The sequence below is a fragment of the Asanoa ferruginea genome, assembly GCF_003387075.1.
GTDB lineage: Bacteria > Actinomycetota > Actinomycetes > Mycobacteriales > Micromonosporaceae > Asanoa > Asanoa ferruginea.
The window spans coordinates 810,073-825,027 of the sequence record NZ_QUMQ01000001.1 but is presented as its reverse complement, the minus strand read 5'-3'; the positions used below and the strand labels follow the sequence as shown (position 1 = coordinate 825,027).

Sequence of the window (14,955 nt, the reverse complement as noted above, 5' to 3'; positions counted from 1 at the left end):
CGGTGGTGAACAAAATTATTGCCGCGTCCGCCACCGCGTCAAGATGTTTGACATAGATGGCCGCAAACTCTTGCTTTGCCGGGTGACCGCGAAGGAGCATGTGTGTCGTGACGGACGCGTTGGTGATCGGCGGTGACTGCGGCGGCACCAGCACCCGGGTCGTGGTGACCACACTCGACGGTGCGGTGGTCGGGCGGGGCAACGGCGGTCCCGGCAACCCGGTGGCGCGCCCGCCGGAAGAGGCCGCGGCCGCGCTGGTCGGCGCCGTCGGCGAGGCGCTCGGAGACCTCGACCCGCGCCGGGTGGCCGGGGTGGTGGTCGGCGTGGCCGGCTACAGCCGACTCGACACGCCTTCGGGTGCGGCGGTCTATGCGGCGGCCTGGCGGACCACGGGCGTGCCGGCGCCGCTGCGCACGGTCGGCGACGCGGTGGTGGCCTACGCCGCGGGCGGTCATGACACACCGTCGGGCTCGGTGCTGATCGCGGGCACGGGCGCCATCGCGTGCGAGATCGTCGACTGGACGGTCGGGCGGCGGGTCGACGGTCTTGGCTGGCTGCTGGGCGACGAGGGGTCGGGCTTCTGGTTCGGTCTCGAGGCGGCCAGGCACACCGCGCGGGCGCTGCACGCCGGCACCGGCGACGACCTGACGTCGGCGGTGCACGCCGCCGTTGGCGGGGTGGGGCCGGGCGGGTTCGTGAGCGCGTTCTACGCGCTGGCCCGCGACAAGATGGCCGCGCTCGCGCCGCTCCTCTTCGACGCCGCCCGGGCCGGCGATCCCGCGGCGGCTGCGATCGTCGCCGACGGCGCCGATCGACTGGCCGGCACGCTGCTCACCCTCGGCCCGGGTGATGGGCCGGTGGTCCTGGCCGGCGGCCTGCTCACCGGCGTCCCCGAGTTGCGCGCGGCGGTCCAGGCCCGGCTGCGGGCCGCGATCGGCCGCGAGGGCGAGCTGTCGGGCGACGCCGCGCTGGCTGCCGCCCGGCTGGCGGCGCTCACCCTTCGGGCCTGATCGTCTGGTGCGGGTCCGTGTTGGCGGCGGCCCGGTTCGCGGCGCGCAGTCTTCGGGCCTGGTCGTTTGCTGCGGGCCCGTGCCGGCGGCGGCCCGGCTCGCGGCGCTCAGCCTTCGCGCCTGATCGTCTGGTGCGGGCCCGTGTTGGCGGCGGCCCGGTTCGCGGCGTTCAGCCGTCGAGGCTGATCGTCTCTCGTGGGCCGCCCGGCTGGGCCGGGTCGTTGAACGGTTGGCATGGCACGTCGTTGATCGTGACCGGGCCCGGCCGGGTTCCGGTGATCCGCACGCAGAGCCGCACCAGTGCGTGCGTGTGTGGGCCGATCAAGCCGGCGTCGCCGCTGTCGTCGAAGCCGGCGTCGATCTCGACCTGTCCGGGCCCGGGCGTGCGGCTGGCGAAGACGTAGCCGTTGGCGTCGGTGCCGCGTACCCGGTCGATCGTGTCGGCGAGTAACTCCTCGTCGTCGGCGGGCTGGTAGTCCGCGCCGCCGAGCAGGGCGACCACGTTGTCGTTGGCCGCCTGCGCGCGCGTGCGGGCCCGCTGCGAGGCCTGGTCGAGCGCCGCCTCCTGGGCCGAGCCGCAGCCGGACAGGGCGGCCACGACGCACAGCGCCGCGAGGAAGCGACTCGCGGCGCTGTGCTGCTGGACGTGTCGGCTCATAGCCCCATCTGGGATTGCGCGGTGTTGGTGAACACCTGACCGTAGGTCGCCGCTCCGGGCGTCTTCGGGTGGAACGACTGCTGCGAGACGCCGCGGGTGTTCCAGTCGACGGGCATCCAGTCGGGCAACGGCCCGTTCTCACCCTTGGTCAATTGGGTGACGATGCCGTGGATGTTTTCCGGGTCGCCGCAAATGCCCTTGCCCGCGAACGCGCTGATCGGGTTGGCGAACCAGATCTGCATGTTGTGCGGGGCCGCCTTCATCTCGTTGACCACCGAGTCCATCATGCCGGCCAGTTCGTCGGCCATCCCGTTGAGCCACGGCGCCTCCGAGGTGCCGATGCCGGGGATGCAGCTGCCCAGATGCTCGAGCAGCTTGGGATAGCCCATCAGCATGATTTTGGCGTTTTTCGCCTTCTTGTGTATCTCCTCGATGACCGTCTTGATGGAGTCCTTGACCTTGCCCTGGATCAGCTCGTGCTCGGCGTCGGCCATGTTCTTCGTGTCGCCGTCGAGCGTCGAGTCCTGGCAGAGTTGCAGCAACGTTCCGTAGACGCACTGCTCGAACACGGGGCTGAAGCGGGCGTCGTTGCCGCCGATCGAGAAGACCACCAGCGTCGTGTTGTCATCCAGGAATCCCTGGTCGAGCTGTGGCATCTCGCCCCAGTTGTCGGTCCCGAACTGATTGAACGCGTTCGTCGGTTTCGCTTGCACCGTGTAGTAGGGCAGCATCCACTCCGTCTCCGCCCAGGCGCACGCGCCGAAGTAGAAGTCGAGTGAATGGTCGAACTCGTCGGCCCGCTGTCCGATGGTCTTCGAGTTGTCGGAGAGCTTGCCCTGCCGGGGCCACGCGTTCCGCGACCGGTGGCAGACGTTGCGCGTCTTGGTCACGTCGCCGTCCGGCGTGAACTCCATGACCTTGTAGTCGGACTCGCGGTAGTAGTCGGCGCCGTCGGTGCTCGACGCGCCCTCACCCGAGGTGTAGGAGTCACCGAGAGCCACCACCTGGTGCCGTGGCTTGCCCGGCAGTTTCTGGAACGCGATCGCGTCCCAGGCGATGTCCTCGTCGCCCGTGCCGTCCAATGTCTCGTTGGACAGTTCAACGAACGGAATGCCCTCGAACTTGAACGAACCGAGCGAGACCCAACGATGCTCCCGGGTACGTTGCGGCAGGTAGCGCTCGATCGCCGTACCCCCGCCGCCAAGGTTGATCTGGTATTTCGCCTGCCGGGTGTGCGCACCCTGGTCGGGCATGTGCACCAGCACCCGGGCCCAGGTGTTGCCGAGGCTCTGGTTGAGCGTCCACCTGCCGGTGACCTTCATCTTCTGATTGCTGTACGGGCTCCTGGTGTGTGCGAAGTAGAAGTGCCCGGCGAACCCGCCGCCGATCTGGTGGAAGTCGACCTTCGACGGGAACAGGTTGCCGTCGTTGCCGAACGCCCAGGTCAACGAGCCCGAGTTGGTGAAACCGCGCGGGCAGTTGGGCCGCACCGACGGCACGTTGTCGCCGACATCGTCGATGACCAGCGTGTTGACCGGCAGCCCGAGGTTGGGCGAGCAGCGCGGCGCGTACGACGTGGCGTCGTCCTGATAGGCGTAGCCCGGGTCGAACCGGAGCACTTCGTTGCCGCCCTGGTCCGGGTTCTTCCACACCGCCGGCTGGTTCCACCAGCAGCGCAGGTCATACTGGCCGGCCAGGTTCTGGTGCGCGCACGGGCCGGCCGGCTCGGTGGCCAGGTCCGGTGCGGTCGGCTTGATCTTCTGGCCCGGGAAGCACTGGTTGCTGGCCGTGCAGAACAGGTCGACCGGCGGCTTGACGGCGGCGCGGTTCGGCACCGTGGTCCACCAGGCCGCGCGGTAGGCCGAGACGTAGGTGTCCGGCGCCTCCAACAGGTCCGGCGGGTGCCCCGCGAAGCCCAGCACCTTCTCCGGGTAGGGCCAGCGCTGCGGTTGCCGGGCGTCGTCGTAGCCGGCCTCCAGGAACGCGGAGCGGTTCGCCGGGTATCGCGGGTTGACCGGGTTGTTGGCCCAACCCACGCCCCACGGCTGGCCACCGCCGGTGTCCGGGTAGAAGCCGCTGTTGTAGGCCCAGATGGCGAAGAACCAGTTCTCCGGCTTGGCCGGGTCGCCGTTGCCGATGACCAGGCCGGCGCCGCGGGTCTGGTTCCATTTGTCCTGCAGGATCCGCACGCCGGCCGCGACGTTGGCGGCGAAGTCGAGTGCGACCGCCCGCTGGCTGTCGTAGGGCAGCGCCACCTCGCCGGGCTTCGTGAAGCCCTGCGCGCGCATGCCGTCGGTGACCTGCCCGACGCCGTAGCCGCAGTCGGCCTTGTCCCAGTGGATGTCCCAGTCGTTGGCGGTGTCGGTGTCGTAGATCTCGCGCCCGTAGAAGTTGCCGATCAGCGGGTTGGCGGTCACCCCGGGCACGGCCACGTTGGAGGCCTGCCAGAGGTTGGACTCCTGGGCCAGGATGCCCAGGAAGACCTGCGCCGGCACCCGGCCACCGCCGGCCAGTGGGATCTGCGGGAACAGTTGCAGCGGCGAGTAGGCCGGCATGTCGAGGTTCTTCCAGTTGGCCGGGCGGGCCGCGTAGGGCGTGTTGGTGATCGCCTGGTCGACCGCCCACTCGACCTGCCGCGGCTTGGGCTGTAGGACCTGGTTGCGCGGGTCGTTGCGCTGCACCGAACAGTAGGCGTCGGTGTCGATCGGGTTGTTCGGCGAGCCCGGTGACCAGGTCGGCCGGCCGAGGGCCAGGGCCGGGCTCAGCGCGTTGCCGGCGGCCATCGGGTCGGGAGCCGACGCGCGGGACTGGACGCCGGAGGGCTGGCCGGCGGCGGCCGGCAGCACGCCGAATGCCACGTTCTCACCCGTGCCGAGCACCTTCGCCTCGATCCGCACGGGGCGTGGTGCGGCCGGGTCTTCCGGACCCGACAGCTTGGTGACTCCGTTGATGGCGAGCCGGCCCAGCGACGACACTTCGGCGCGCGGATCCGCGGCGATCCGCGTCACCTCGGCGGGCAGCGTGGAGACGCTGCTCGGCGTGCCGGTCAGGAACACCCGGCCCCGCACGCCGGCGGCCACGCCGACCCGGCTCAGCCCGCCCGTGGCCAGCGTGCGTGCCTTGCCGTCGGCGCCGAGCCGCCGCACCCGCGCGTTGTCCCGGTCGCGATCGAGGTAGACGACCCCGCCACCGGCGTCGGCTTTCACGTCGAAGGCGGTGCCGCGGGTCTCGGCGAGTGTGCTGAGGCGGCCGTCCGGCGCCACCTTGACCAGCCGGCCGCTGCCCGCGGCGACGATGCCGGTGCCGGTCGGCACGGCCGAGGTCACCTCCGTCGCCACCTCGATCGACCGGCCCAGGGTGGTCGCGCCGGCGTCGAGTTCGGTCAGCCGCGAGCGGTTGCGCGACGTGCGCTCGTCGTGCTCACCGCCGAGTTGGGTGACGACCGCCTGCTCACCGGCGCCACAGCCCGGGTTGAAGTAGGCCAGCGTCGACGTGATGGGCAGCTTCTTGACCCGGCCGCTGGCCAGGTCGACGACCGCGGTGAAGCCGCCCCGGTCGAAGAGGTCGACGCGGTTGGTGAAGGTCCGCGGCGCGTAGACCACGACGAGGCGGTTGCCGGAGGCGGTCAGGCAGGCGTTGCCGACCCATTGGTCGCTGTCGAAACCCTGTTCGACCAGGGTCGTGACGGTGCGCCACTGGTAGCCGGTGCTGGCCTTGGCGACCAGCACGTGGAAGCCGGCGGCATCACCGGTGGTGGTCCAGGCCAGGTCGGCGGAGGTACGCCAGTCGGGCGGCAGCACCCTCGCCCGGTCGGCGGGTGCCACCGCGCCGGGTGGTGGCGGGGCTGGTTCGGCGGTCGGGCTCGGGCCGGGGTCAGGTGGTGGCTTGGGCGCGGCCGAGGCGGACATCGGGACGAGGATGGCGAGCGCGGTCAGGGCGGCGAGCGGGATGGCGCGCAGCCACGATCGACGACACATCCGCGACCTCCTTCAGGTGGAGGGCGTCGTTGCGGGACGTGCCGGACGATCTCAGCCGGATCTATCCGTGACCTATCGCGCTACATCCTGATGCGGGCGTTCTGCGGGTCGTACATCGGGCGCAGCGAGCAGCGGGCCGAGACGATCCGGTCGGCCACCTCGACCGTCCACTCACCACTGTCGAGCCACTTCTGGTCCAGCGCTTCGCCGGCGGGGCGCTCGAGCATCGCCAGGCCCACCGCACCGCCCAGGGTGAAGCCGTAGGAGGCGGCGCGGACGTAGCCGACCGGGACGCCGTCGCGGCGGACCACCTCGCCGTGGAACAGCAACGGGTCGGGGTCGGTCAACAGCACCTGCACCAGCCGGCGGTGCAGCGGCCCGGCGGCCTTGCGGGCCAGCACCGCGTCGCGGCCGACGAAGCCGCCCGGCTTGTCGAGCGCGACCGCGAAGCCGAGGCCGGCCTCCAGCACCGAGTCGGTGTTGTCGATGTCGTGCCCGTAGTCGCGGTAGCCCTTCTCCATCCGCAGGCTGGACAGCGCCTTGAGCCCGGCATGCCGCAGGCCGAACCCGGCGCCGGCCGCGGTCAGCCGGTCGTAGACGTGCACCGCCTGCTCGGCCGGGATGTAGAGCTCGTAGCCGAGTTCGCCGAGGTAGGTGATCCGGACGCAGAGCACCCGGGCGAAGCCCAGGTCGATCTCGCGCGCGGTGCGGAACGGGAACGCCTCGTCGGACAGGTCGGCGCTGGTCACCGACTGGAGCAGCGCGCGCGACCGCGGACCCTGGATGTTGAGCTGGGCGTAGCCGCCGGTGACGTCGGTGACGAACGCGTGCCGGCCGGCGAAGCCACGCTCCATCATGGACAGTGCATGCCGGTGGACGGTGTCGGAGGCGACCACCCAGAACGCGTCGTCGGCGAGCTTGGTGACGGTCAGGTCGGCTTCGAGGGTGCCGCCCTCGTTGAGCCACTGGGTGTAGGTGATCCGTTCGGGCTCACCGTTGACCGCGCCGGCCGACAGGTGGTCGAGCGCGGCACCCGCCTCGTCGCCCCGCACGAGGTATTTGGACATGAACGACATGTCCGTCAGGATCACGCCCTCGCGGGCGGCGTGGTGCTCGGCTTCCCAGTAGGGGAACCAGTTCTGCCGGCCCCAGGAGAGTTTCTCCACGCGTGGCTCGGTGCCCTGCGGTGCGTACCAGTCGGCGCCTTCCCAACCGCTCACGTCGCGGAAGTAGGCCCGTTCGGCGACGAGGCGCGAATGGACCGGCGAGAGCTTCGCGCCGCGCGCGGTCTTCATCGAGAGGCCGGGGAAGTGGGTGGCATAGACCTTGCCCAACGATTCGACCGTACGCGTCGCGCGATAGTCCGGTGTGGACTGATAGCGCTCCAGCCGGTCGATGTTCATCGCGGTCACGTCGACGTCGGGCCTGCCGTCGACGATCCACTGCGCCATCGCGCGGCCGATCCCGCCGCCGGTCAGGATGCCGATCGAGTTGAGCCCGGCCGCGACGAAATAGTTGCGCAGTTCCGGCGCCTCGCCGACGACCGGCGAGAGGTCGGGCGTGAACGACTCCGGGCCGCAGAAGAACGTGCGCACGCCCACCTCGCCGGTGATCGGCACGCGGGCCATCGCCTTCTCCAGGTAGGGCGCCATCCGGTCCCAGTCGGGAGGGATCGTGCCGAACGAGAAGGCCTCCGGGACCCGGTCGACGTGCCAGGGTGCGCACTCCGCCTCGAAGAGGCCGACCATCAGGCCGGCGCCCTCCTCGCGGTAGTAGCCGTAGGAGGACGGGTCCTCGAGCACCGGCAGGTCGCCGGAGACGCCGTCGATCGGCTCGGTGATCAGGTAGTAGTGCTCGGCGGCCTGGAGCGGCACGCTCACCCCGGCCTGCTCGCCGAGTTGCCGGGCCCACATGCCGGCGCAGTTGACGACGTACTCGGCTTCGATGTCGCCCTGCGGCGTGCGTACACCGGTGACGGTTTTGCCCTTGCGCAGAATGCCGGTGACCGGAACGCCCTCGATGACCGTCGCGCCGCGCAGCCGGGCGCCCTTGGCCAGCGCCATCGTGACGTCGACGGGGTTGGCCCGCCCGTCGTCGGCGACGTAGAAGCCGGCCAGCAGGTCGTCGGTGCGGGCGAGCGGGAACAGTTCCTTGATCTCGCCGGGGCCGATCTCCTGGACGTCGATGCCGCAGTAGCGGTTGAACGCCGACACCCGGCGATATTCCTCGAGCCGGTCGGCGTCGGCGGCGACCTCGATGAAGCCGACCTGCTTGAGCCCGGTCGCCTGGCCGGTCTCCGCCTCCAGCCGGGCGTAGAGGTCGCGGGTGTATTTGCGCATCTCGGTCGAGGTCTCGGAGAGCGAGCCGAAGGTGACCATGAGACCGGCGGCGTGCCAGGTGGTGCCCGAGGTCAGCTTGTCGCGTTCGAGGAGCACGATGTCGGTCCAGCCGAGGGCGGCCAGATGGTAGGCGACGGACGTGCCGATCACCCCGCCGCCGATCACCACGACGCGCGCACGCTGCGGAATAGCCACACCACACTCCTTCAATTGCCGACGATGGTAGACACACCCCCGTGCGGAATGAGGTGGCACGGTGAAGATCACGACGCGGAACGCGACGTTTCAGCAGTGGCAGGCGCTGTTGACCAACCGGAGCAAGCGGCACCGGGCGGGGGAGTTCCTGGTGCAGGGGGTACGCCCGATCAGCCTCGCGGTCGAACACGGCTGGGAGATCCACCAGTTGATCTTCCCGGCCGGGCGACGGCTGTCTTCCTGGGCGGCCGGGCTGCTGGACAAGGTCGCCGAGCCCGTCGAGATGGACCCGGAGCTGCACGCCGAGCTGGGTGAGAAGGAAGACGCCGAGCTGGTGGCCGTGGTCGGGCTGCCGCCGGACCGGCTCGACCGGCTCGGCCACCATGTCCCGGACCGGGCCGGTGCGCCGCTCTACGTGCTCTTCGACCGGCCCTCCTCGCCCGGCAACGTGGGCACCTTGATCCGGTCGGCCGACGCGTTCGGTGCCGAGGGCTTGATCGTCAGCGGGCACGCCGCCGACCCCTATGACCCGCGGTCGGTGCGGGCCAGCACCGGGTCGATCTTCGCGCTGCCGGTCGTGCGGGTGGGCGCGGCCAGCGAGGTGCTGGACTGGGCCGCGCCGTTGCGGCTGGTCGGCACCGACGAGCGGTCGACCACCGATGTCGCCGACGCCGACCTGCGTGGTCCGACGCTGCTCCTGGTCGGCAACGAGACCCAGGGGCTGAGCAGCGCCTGGCGGCAGGCCGCCGACGAGATGGTGCGCATCCCGATCGGCGGCGCGGCATCGTCGCTCAACGCGGCCGCCGCGGCCACGATCGTGCTCTACGAGGCCGCCCGGCAGCGCACCCGCCGCGAGCCCTAGCGGACCCCGACCACCGCGGCGTCGGTGCCGCCGCGCCAGGCCAGGCCCACCTCGGTGAAGCCGGCGTCGCGCAGCGCGGCCTGGTGCCAGGTGGCCGGCGGGACCCAGTCGTTGTGCTCGGCGCTGGGGAAGATCTTCTTGCGCTCTTCCCAGGCGGGCGCCAGCGTCTCGTCCCGGCTGACCAGCTCCCACCAGGCCGGCCAGGAGAACGCGGCGCCGGCGGCGTAGCGCGCGTTGCGGCGCTCGCGGGCCCGGTCGCGCAGGGTCTTGCTCAGGCCCGGCAGCCCCTCGTCGGGCATGTGGTCGGCGTTGATCAGCACGCCGCCGGGCCGGAGCAGCCGGCCGACCTCCCCGTAGAGGGCCGCGAGTCGGTCTCCGTCGAGCCAGTGCAGGGCGGTGGCGGCGAGCACCGCGTCGTAGTCGTCGTGCGGCAGGTCGGCCGACCAGGACGGCGCGCGCAGGTCGGTGCTGACGATCGCGGTGCGGTCGTCGAGGCTGGCCCGGGCGATGGTCAGCAGCACCGGGTCGACGTCGACGAGCGTGGTGGTGCCGCGGGGGAAGCGGCGCAGCGTGCGCAGCGAGATCGAGCCGGTGCCGCCGGCCAGGTCGAGCACCCGGGGCGCCGGGCCGGCGACGGCCTCGACGATGTCGAGCATCGCGGTGAACCGCGCTTCGCGGTCGGGCAGGAACGCCTCCTGCTGGCGGTCCCAACTTTCCTGCCACGCGGCCGCGTCAAGGTAAGGACTCATGCAAGTCACAGTAGTTACAGGAGTACATGCTGTCCACCCGCTGTTCCCGAGAGCGAGATAGCGTCGGTCGGGTGACAGAAAACCTGCCTCGCACCGTCGGGGAGCTGCGGGCCGCCGGCTACACCTATCGCACCGTCAAGGAGGAGCTCCGGGCCAACCTGCTGGACCGGATGCGCACCGGTGTGCCCCGATTCCCGGGCATCGTCGGCTATGACCAGACCGTCCTGCCCGAGGTCGAGCGGGCCATCCTGGCCGGTCACGACATGGTGCTGCTCGGCGAGCGCGGCCAGGGCAAGACCCGGCTCATCCGGTCGCTGGTCGGCCTGCTCGACGAGTGGACCCCGGTGATCCCCGGCTCCGAGATCAACGAACACCCGCTCAACCCCGTCACCCCGTCGTCCCGCCGGACCGTCGAGGAGAACGGCGACGACCAGCCGGTCGCCTGGCTGCACCGGTCGATGCGCTACGGCGAGAAGCTGGCCACCCCGGACACCAGCGTCGGCGACCTGGTCGGCGACGTCGACCCGATCCGGGTCGCGCAGGGCCGCACCCTCGGCGACCCCGAGACCATCCACTTCGGCCTCGTACCGCGGACCAACCGCGGCATCTTCGCCGTCAACGAGCTGCCCGACCTCGCCGAGCGGATCCAGGTCAGCCTGCTCAACGTGCTCGAGGAGCGCGACATCCAGATCCGCGGCTACCAGCTCCGGCTGCCGCTCGACGTGTTGCTCGTGGCCAGCGCCAACCCGGAGGACTACACCAACCGCGGGCGGATCATCACGCCGCTCAAGGACCGGTTCGGCGCCGAGATCCGCACCCACTACCCGCTCGAGCTCGAGCTGGAGCTCGACCTGGTCCGCCAGGAAGCTGACCTGGTTGCCTCGGTGCCGGATCACGTGCTCGAGGTGCTGGCCCGGTTCGCCCGTGGGGTCCGCGAGTCGCCGTCGGTCGACGCCCGCTCCGGTGTCTCCGCCCGGTTCCCGATCGCCGCTGCCGAGACCGTCGCCGCCGCCGCGCTGCGCCGTTCCGGCCTGCTCGGTGAGGACGTGGCGGTGGCCCGGATCGGCGACGCCGAGTCGGTGACCAGCACGCTGCGCGGCAAGGTCGAGTTCGAGAGCGGCGAAGAGGGGCGCGAGGTCGAGATCCTGGCCCACCTGCTGCGTACGGCGACCGCCGAGACCTTCCGCGCCCGGCTGGCCGGCCTCGACCTGTCCAGCTTCGTCAACCTGGTCGCCGAGGGCGACATCATCGAGACCGGCGAGCTGGTCCCGGCCGACGAGATCCTCCGCCAGGTGGGCACCCTGCCCGGTCTGGCCAAGGTGCTCGACCGGCTGGGCCTGGGCGACGCGCCGACCCGGGGCGAGGCGGCCGCCGGCGTCGAGTTCGTGCTGGAGGGCCTGCACCTGACCCGGCGCATGTCGAAGGCCAGCGGCGACGGCCGCACGATGTATGGCAGCCGGGGATGAAAAGCAACCGCTACGGCGCGTGGGCGGGCGGGCCGGACCCGCTCGCCCCGCCATACGACGTGCGCGGCGCCGTCGACGACGTCGGTGCCGAAGTGCTCGACGGCGGCTCGTTGCGCGACGCGCTGCGCAACCTGTTGCGGCGCGGCCCCGGCGACCGCGGCGGGCTCGACGACCTCCAGGCGCGGGCCCGCCGGATGCGCCGCGACGCGATGCGCCGCGGCCAGCTCGACGGCGCGGTGACCCGGGCGCAGCAGCTCCTCGACCAGGCCCTGGCGGCCGAGCGCGAGGAACTGGCCGGCCGCGACGACGACGCGGCCCGGTTCAACGAGGCGATGCTCGACAACCTGCCCCGGTCGACCGCGCGGGCGGTCGAGGAGCTGTCCGACTATCAGTGGGCCAGCGAGGAGGGCCGGCAGCGCTACCAGGAGATCCTCGACGGGCTCCGGCGTGACGTGGTCGAGCAGCGGTTCCGTGGCATGCGCGAGTCGCTCCAGGACCCGGCCGCACAGCAGGCCGTCGCCGAGATGATGCGCGACCTCAACGCGCTGCTCGCCCAGCACGCCCGGGGCGAGGACACCACCGACCAGTTCGCCGAGTTCATGCGCCGGCACGGCGACTATTTCCCGGAGCAGCCCCAGACCGTCGACGAGCTGGTCGACGCGCTGGCTCGCCGGGCAGCGGCCGGTGAGCGGCTGATGCGGTCGCTGTCGCCACAGCAGCGTGACGAGTTGGCGTCGCTGATGCAGCAAGCGCTCGGCAACGGCGACCTGGCCCGCGAGATGGGCGCGCTGACCGACAACCTACGCGCGCTCCGGCCCGACCTGGGCTGGGACCGCCGGGAGCGGATGCGGGGCGAGGAACCGCTCGGGTACGGCGAAGCCACCGGCGCGCTGGAGGAGATCGGCGACCTCGACGACCTGATCGACCAGCTCGGCCAGGAGCACCCCGGCGCGACCCTCGACGACGTCGACGTGGAGGCGGTCGAGCGGGCCCTCGGCCGGTCCGCCGCCGACGACGTACGCCGGCTCCAGGAACTCGAACGCGAGATGCGCCGGCAGGGCTGGGTGACCCGCACCGCCGAGGGCCTGACCCTCTCGCCGAAGGCGCTGCGGCGGCTCGGCGGCACCGCGCTGCGCCGGGTGTTCGCCGACCTCACCGCCGGCCGGCGGGGGACGCACGACCTGCGCGACGCCGGTGCGGCCGGCGAGGTGACCGGCGCTTCCCGCCCCTGGGAGTACGGCGACGAGCAGCCGCTCGACGTCGTCCGCACGCTGACCCGGGCCGTGGCCCGCGGTGGCGCCGGCGTGCCGGTCGAGCTGTCGGTCGACGACTTCGAGGTGGTGGAGACCGAGCGGCGCGCTTCGGCGGCCGTGGCGGTCTGCGTCGACCTGTCCTACTCGATGGTCGCCGAGGGCCGGTGGGGCCCGATGAAGCAGACCGCGCTGGCGCTCTCGCACCTCGTGGCCACCCGGTTCCCGCAGGACGCGTTGCAGATCATCGGCTTCGGCCGGTCGGCGGCGCCGCTGTCGCAGGCCGAACTCGCGGCGGTCGAGCCCGACTACGAGCAGGGCACCAACCTGCACGACGCGCTCCGCCAGGCCGGCCGCCACCTGCGCAAGCACCCCGGCGCCGAGCCGGTCGTGCTGGTGGTCACCGACGGCGAGCCGACCGCACACGTCGACGACGACGGCTATCCGGTGTTCATGTGGCCGCCGACCCGGGAGACGATCCAGGCGACGGTGCAGGAGGTCGACCGGCTGACCCGCTACGGCGCCACGATCAACCTGTTCATGCTCGGCGAGGACGAGGGGTTGAAGCGGTTCGTCGACGCGGTGGCCCGGCGCAGCGGCGGGCGGGTCTTCACCCCGTCTTCCGGCGACCTCGGTGCCTACGTGGTGTCCGACTACATCCGCGCCCGGCGAGGGCGACGCGGGGCCAGGGCCGCATAGCGCATGGTCAGCAAATCCACGAGGATCATGCCGCTGAGCTGAGCTTTACGCTCATTCAGGCCGCGTGCGAGCGGGGCCTGCGAGACATGGGCCGACAGGATGAGTAAACGGTAGGACGTCCGGCTCCTGACCATGCGGCGCCGCTCGCTCCAGGGATCCCAGTCCTGTTGTCGGCCAACCGACATCCGGTCAGCCGCCGGCGGTGGTTGCCGGTGGGGTCGCGGGTGCGGTGCCGGCCGGCGGCGTCGTCGCGGGCGGTGCGTCGTCGGGGGCGAAGACGCCGGTCGCGAACAGGATGCCGAGCAGGATCCCGATGACGCCGATGGCCAGGGCGCCGAGGATCAGTGGGTCGCGGCCGGGTGGCGGCGGGTTCTGGCCCCCGCCGCTGCGGCCGCCTCCGCCGCGGCCGCCTCCGCTCCGGCCACCACCGGCTCCGCCGCCGCGCCGGTCGCCGTAGACCGGGCCGGCGCCGCCGTAGCCCGGGCCGCCGCTGGTAGGTGCTCCGTAGGTCGGCGCGCCGCTGGTCGGGGCGCCATAGCTCGGCCCGCCGCTGGTCGGGCCACCGTAGACGGCGCCGCCGCTGGTCGGCCCGGGGTAGCCGGGACCCCCGCTGGTCGGTTCGCCGTAGGGGCTACCCCCGCCGGTGGGACCGCCGCCGTAAACCTGCCCACCCGGTCGCTCGTGCGGTTGCATGGCAGGCATAGTCGCCTATCCCGGCACCCGATCGCCAGTGGGAGGGCGGAACGTGCGACGGTACGTGGTCGGCGACACACCGATCGCGGCGTGCAACTGTTGCCGCAACGCGGCCGCTGTGCCGAAGCCGGCCTGCCGGGCGACCTGGTCGACGCCGAGCCCGGTGGTCTCCAGCAGCCGCCGCGCATGGTCGGTGCGCTGCTGCAACAGCCAGCGGGCCGGGCTCACCCCGGTCTCCTCGCGGAACCGCCGGGTGAACGTGCGCACGCTCATCCGGGCGTGCCCGGCCATCGTGATCAGCGTCAACGGCTCGCCGAGGCGTTCCAGCGACCAGGACCGGGTGGCCGCCGTCGACGCCGCGCCGTCACCGATGGGCAGCGGGCGCTCGATGAACTGGGCCTGGCCGCCGTCGCGCCAGGGCGGCACGACACAGCGCCGGGCGGCGTGGTTGGCCACCTCGGCGCCGTGGTCGCGGCGGATCACGTGCAGGCACAGGTCGATCCCCGCCGCGACGCCGGCCGAGGTGAGGATGTCGCCGTCGTCGACGAACAACACACCCGGATCCAGGTGTACGGAGGGATGGAAGCGCCGGAACTCGTCGGCGTGCGCCCAGTGGGTGGTGGCCCGGCGGCCGTCCAGCAGGCCGGCGGCGGCCAGCACGAACGAACCCGTGCAGATCGACATCACCCGGGCACCCCGGGCATGCGCGTTTCGCAGCGCGGTGGTGACCTCGGGGTCGACGGTCCCGTCGGTCATCGGCGGGCCGGCGTGGATCCCGGGCACGATGACCGTGTCAGCGGTCTCGGTCAGCGACAGGTCGTGGTCGGGGTGCGCGGCGAAGCCGGCGGTGACCCGGACCGGCCGGCCGCCCGGCGTGCACATGTCGACCCGGTAGAGCCGCTTCCCGGTGGCGTCCCGGGCGGTGCCGAAGACCTGTGCGGAGGTGCCGAGGTCGAGGCCGACCACGTGGTCGAGGGCGAGGACGGCGATGCGATGGGCCATGGCCGGATTATTGCGCATGATGGCTGTCGGGCCACTCGTGGCCGTACCCCCTTTG

Annotated in this window: 10 protein-coding genes; 4 read left to right on the top strand and 6 right to left on the bottom strand. The window is 71.9% G+C overall.

What is annotated here, in order from left to right; all coding sequences use genetic code 11:
- Nucleotides 1-107 precede the first annotated feature (107 nt).
- Nucleotides 108-1,010 carry a BadF/BadG/BcrA/BcrD ATPase family protein gene (locus DFJ67_RS04110; protein WP_170215739.1) on the top strand — a complete coding sequence of 301 codons (903 nt, stop codon included), beginning with the start codon at nucleotides 108-110 and terminating at the stop codon, nucleotides 1,008-1,010.
- Nucleotides 1,011-1,179: 169 nt separating this feature from the next.
- Here DFJ67_RS04110 and DFJ67_RS04105 read toward each other — a convergent pair whose 3' ends face one another.
- The 3 genes from DFJ67_RS04105 to DFJ67_RS04095 form a co-directional block, all read right to left on the bottom strand.
- Nucleotides 1,180-1,668: a hypothetical protein gene (locus DFJ67_RS04105; RefSeq protein WP_116066644.1), complete on the bottom strand. Its 489-nt coding sequence runs from the start codon at nucleotides 1,666-1,668 to the stop codon at nucleotides 1,180-1,182.
- A complete protein-coding gene (locus DFJ67_RS04100) occupies nucleotides 1,665-5,645 on the bottom strand; it encodes a NocE (RefSeq protein WP_116066643.1) in 3,981 nt (1,326 codons plus the stop codon). The genes DFJ67_RS04105 and DFJ67_RS04100 overlap by 4 nt, the downstream gene beginning before the upstream one ends.
- Before the next feature lie 80 nt (nucleotides 5,646-5,725).
- Nucleotides 5,726-8,179 carry a GcvT family protein gene (locus DFJ67_RS04095; RefSeq protein ID WP_203783015.1) on the bottom strand — a complete coding sequence of 818 codons (2,454 nt, stop codon included), beginning with the start codon at nucleotides 8,177-8,179 and terminating at the stop codon, nucleotides 5,726-5,728.
- Nucleotides 8,180-8,240: 61 nt separating this feature from the next.
- On the opposite strand from DFJ67_RS04095, the gene DFJ67_RS04090 reads away from it, so the two are divergent.
- Nucleotides 8,241-9,041 carry a TrmH family RNA methyltransferase gene (locus tag DFJ67_RS04090; RefSeq protein ID WP_116066641.1) on the top strand — a complete coding sequence of 267 codons (801 nt, stop codon included), beginning with the start codon at nucleotides 8,241-8,243 and terminating at the stop codon, nucleotides 9,039-9,041.
- Here the strand turns inward: DFJ67_RS04090 and DFJ67_RS04085 are convergent.
- Nucleotides 9,038-9,790 (bottom strand): class I SAM-dependent methyltransferase, encoded by a 753-nt coding sequence (locus tag DFJ67_RS04085; RefSeq protein ID WP_116066640.1) that lies wholly within the window; start codon nucleotides 9,788-9,790, stop codon nucleotides 9,038-9,040. The two genes, DFJ67_RS04090 and DFJ67_RS04085, sit on opposite strands and share 4 nt — an antisense overlap.
- Before the next feature lie 71 nt (nucleotides 9,791-9,861).
- Here DFJ67_RS04085 and DFJ67_RS04080 point away from each other — a divergent pair, with 71 nt between their 5' ends.
- Both DFJ67_RS04080 and DFJ67_RS04075 read left to right on the top strand, forming a co-directional pair.
- Nucleotides 9,862-11,256, top strand: a complete 1,395-nt coding sequence (locus DFJ67_RS04080) for a sigma 54-interacting transcriptional regulator (protein ID WP_239096937.1) — start codon at nucleotides 9,862-9,864, stop codon at nucleotides 11,254-11,256.
- Nucleotides 11,253-13,205 carry a VWA domain-containing protein gene (locus DFJ67_RS04075; protein WP_116066638.1) on the top strand — a complete coding sequence of 651 codons (1,953 nt, stop codon included), beginning with the start codon at nucleotides 11,253-11,255 and terminating at the stop codon, nucleotides 13,203-13,205. Before DFJ67_RS04080 ends, DFJ67_RS04075 begins: the two co-directional genes overlap by 4 nt.
- 189 nt (nucleotides 13,206-13,394) lie before the next feature.
- Here the strand turns inward: DFJ67_RS04075 and DFJ67_RS04065 are convergent, their stop codons facing one another.
- Both DFJ67_RS04065 and DFJ67_RS04060 read right to left on the bottom strand, forming a co-directional pair.
- Complete coding sequence (locus DFJ67_RS04065) at nucleotides 13,395-13,898, bottom strand: hypothetical protein (protein WP_116066636.1); 504 nt, start codon at nucleotides 13,896-13,898, stop codon at nucleotides 13,395-13,397.
- Nucleotides 13,899-13,913: 15 nt separating this feature from the next.
- On the bottom strand, nucleotides 13,914-14,918 hold the full coding sequence (locus tag DFJ67_RS04060) for a GlxA family transcriptional regulator (RefSeq protein WP_116066635.1): 1,005 nt from the start codon (nucleotides 14,916-14,918) through the stop codon (nucleotides 13,914-13,916).
- Nucleotides 14,919-14,955 lie beyond the last annotated feature (37 nt).